General features: G+C 41.6%; 2 protein-coding genes and 1 pseudogene. 2 read left to right on the forward strand and 1 reads right to left on the reverse strand.

Going from position 1 to position 3703, the window contains the following annotated elements:
- On the reverse strand, positions 1–1402 hold a 1402-nt coding region (locus L654_RS0104720; RefSeq protein ID WP_024607431.1), incomplete at its 3' end, for a RecQ family ATP-dependent DNA helicase.
- Between the two features lie 250 nt (positions 1403–1652).
- On the opposite strand from L654_RS0104720, the pseudogene L654_RS01000000125490 reads away from it, so the two are divergent.
- Both L654_RS01000000125490 and L654_RS0104730 read left to right on the forward strand, forming a co-directional pair.
- Positions 1653–2964 (forward strand): annotated as a pseudogene (locus tag L654_RS01000000125490) (NAD(P)/FAD-dependent oxidoreductase).
- Positions 2965–3059: 95 nt separating this feature from the next.
- Positions 3060–3703: DUF2235 domain-containing protein (locus L654_RS0104730; RefSeq protein ID WP_024607432.1), on the forward strand; the 644-nt coding region annotated here is incomplete at its 3' end.

A 3703-nucleotide genomic window follows, 5' to 3' on the forward strand; every position in this document is an offset into this window, starting at 1 on the left:
CAGCCACTACACGTTTTCGATCAACCTGCGCAGCTTGTGTAAGCGAGTCAAAATTTAGCGTGCCCCATATTTTTTTAAAATCGGTATGGCTAAATATTTGTGTTAAAAATGCTTGGCGTTGCTCATCAAAATGACCAAGTAGCTCGTTTTTATCAACCAAAAATTTATATTTAAAATCGGCGTAGTAAGCATATTGCGGCGTTATAGCACCTTGCATTTCAAGCTGTACGAGTAAGGTTTTAAGTGCCAGTTGCCTAATATTACTTTCGCTCGATAAGCTGTATTCTTGCATTTCCCATTGCTGGTGGCTTTGGCGAATATCGTTAATTACGTATTCAATACCGCTAAGCTCAGGGGTGTCGCCATATACAAAGTTTTCAACCGTATTTAGGCCGTCTAGGTTAGCAAGCGTGTAACAGTTTGATGGATTGCCATCGCGCCCTGCTCGGCCAATTTCTTGGCTGTAATTTTCTATCGATTTTGGTAAATCGTAATGTATAACAAAGCGAATATCCGATTTATCAACGCCCATACCAAAGGCTATGGTTGCCACTACGACGTTAATTTTACCGCCCATAAAGTCATCTTGAATTTGCCAGCGTAGCGTATCTTCAAGCCCCGCATGATACGCCACCGCGTGCACACCTTGAGCACTTAGCACATTAGCAACTTGCTCAGCGCTTTGCTGTAGCGTTACATACACAATACCAGGGCCATTTTGCGCGCGTACAATGTTGGTAAGCTCGGTGTTTTTATCGGCGGTTTTAACGCTCAGCACGCTTAAATCTAAATTGGCGCGGTAAAAGCCCGTTTGCACAATGCACTCAGGCGCAATAGCAAATCGCTCTGCCATATCGCGTTTTACTTTTTTAGTCGCCGTTGCAGTAAGTAACAACACTAAAGGAATATTAAGCTCTTCGCGGTAACGCGGTAGTTTAAGGTAGTCGGGTCTAAAGTTATGGCCCCATTCTGATATACAGTGCGCTTCGTCTACCACTAACATCGAAAGCGCCACTTGGCTTATAAACTCTCTAAAACGCTCGTTTTTAAAGCGCTCAACCGACACCATTAATACTTTAATTTTACCATTTCGCACATCATTCATTACGGTGCTGCTTTGCATTTGATCTTGGCTCGAATCAAGGCTGGCAGCATAAATACCTTTGCTATTTAAAAAGCTAATTTGATCTTTCATCAACGCAAGTAAAGGCGAAACCACTAAGGTTAAATTTGGTAAATGCAACGCAGTTAATTGATAGCACAACGATTTACCCGAGCCGGTCGGAAATATAGCCAACGACGATTGACCATTTAAAAGCTGATCTATAGTTTGTTGTTGCCCTGTTCTAAATTGGCTAAAACCAAAGTGCTGCTCAAGTGATTGAATTAGTGGCGTGGTCATAAATGTCCTTTTGATGGCTAAACAATAGTCATGCTTATAAAAATGCGGTGCAGATGAAATATTTGCAACTCAGTATACAACAAATAACATTATTTATTGCTGACATCGGTTTTATTTAGGCGCAAACTAGGCACCCATAAAATGAGTAGTAACTACTTGTTGCCAAAATAATTTATTGATACCCAAGTCACCTTAAAAAACTAATAAAAAATACAGATCACTTGGGTATATTATTTTTAAGGGCAACGTTATGAGTATTACAATACCTAAAATCGTCGTTATTGGCGGTGGTGCTGGCGGATTAGAACTTGCAACCCAACTGGGGCATAAGCTAGGGAAAAAAAAACAAGCAGATATACTGTTAATAGACAAAAACCGTACCCACATATGGAANNNGGAAGCCGTTACTACACGAAGTAGCGACAGGCTCTATTGACCCTGATTTAGATGGCGTTGTGTATTCAGCCCATGCCGCAAAACATCATTATCGTTTTCAACTTGGTACTTTTTGCAATATAGACCAAAGCAATAAAACAATTACCCTCTCCCCATTAAACGACGAGTTAGGCCACACTATTTTACCTGGTCGTACAGTTCGTTACGATCACCTTGTTATTGCCATTGGCAGCGTAAGTAACGACTTTAATACCCCAGGTATAAAAGAGCATTGCTACTTTTTAGATTCAAGCCAACAAGCAGAGCGCTTTCAGCACTCATTACTAGATAGCTTTACGCGCCTTCACCAAGACGACAACCAACAACAATCACTTAATATTGCCATTGTTGGCGGCGGTGCTACCGGTGTTGAGCTCTCAGCTGAGCTTTACCATGTGTCTGAGCTATTAAAGCTTTATGGTTTAACAAATATGTCGTCTAAGCGTTTGCATATTCATTTAATAGAAGCCGGCCCGCGTATTTTACCTGCATTACCAGAGCGTATTGCCGTAAGTGCCAAACGCGAGCTATTAAAGCTTGGCGTAAACGTGCGCGAACAAACGCAAGTAAAAGAAGGCACCGCACAAGGCTTTATCACCAAAGATGAAGAACACATTGATGCCGATATAATGGTGTGGGCGGCAGGCGTAAAAGCACCTGATTTTATTAAAGACTTAGGTGTTTTTGAGCTTACTCGTAGCAATCAAATTCAAGTAAATGAGTTTTTACAAAGCACCGTAGACGAAAGCATTTTTGTATTAGGCGATTGCTGCGCATTTACCCTAGCCGACGGCAAGCAAGTACCACCACGCGCACAATCGGCGCATCAAATGGCGTTGTGCGTTGAAAAAAATCTCATCGCAACATTAAAGCAGCAACCACTACGCGGCTTTAAATACAGCGACCATGGCTCGTTGGTTAACTTATCGAGCTACAGCACCGTGGGTAACTTAATGGGTAACCTCACCAGCAATACCTTTTTTATTGAAGGTAAAATTGCCCGCTTTATGTATATATCTTTATACCGTATGCACCAACGCGCCATACATGGCAGCGCAAAAACCTTTGCATTATGGATAAGCGAAAAAGTGTTGCGTGTAGTGCGCCCAAAAATGAAGTTACATTAAAGGCAATTTAAATTAAAGGCAGTGAGCGTTATCACTGTCTTTAATATTTAACATTGTCTGTGTAGAGTATTTAAAACAACTAAGGGAATTGGGTTATGACGGGTAAAACGCTAATTTTTAACTTTGACGGCACAGGAAACGAGCCCCGTGACGCAGAACAATTTAGCTCAGATCATTTTAAAGAAGACTCTAATATTACCAACATTCTAAAACTGCATTTACTGCTTGGCGGTAAATTAGAAGACTCCCCAATTACTCCATTTTCAAACCAACTCAGTTTTTATTATCAAGGTATTGGCACTAAAGGCAGCCGCCTTAAACGCATTTTAAACCAAACCCTTGCACCTCGTGGTGACGACGTAGCCAGTATTTTAAATCAAGCATTAAGCGACTTTAAAGCTCACTATCAATTAGGCGATACCATACTGCTAACGGGCTTTAGCCGAGGCGCTGCGCTTGCCAGACGTTTTGCTAAAATCCTAGAGCCTTTAATTGCTGATAATGTTTACGTATGTGTGTTTGATACCGTCGCCTCTATTGGCTTATCAAAAGTAAGTAAAGCCACACGCGGTGCAGAGCACGTTATTTTTGAAAACCACACCATTGCCAATAACATTACTCACGCGTTGCACTGCGTAGCTCTTGATGAAAAACGCCGCGCCTTTGAACCCACACTTATGAACCATCAAAACAATATTACCGAGCTATGGTTTGCAGGTGCGCATTCAGACATTGGCGG

The organism is Pseudoalteromonas sp. TAB23 (assembly GCF_000498075.1).
Lineage (GTDB): Bacteria > Pseudomonadota > Gammaproteobacteria > Enterobacterales > Alteromonadaceae > Pseudoalteromonas > Pseudoalteromonas arctica.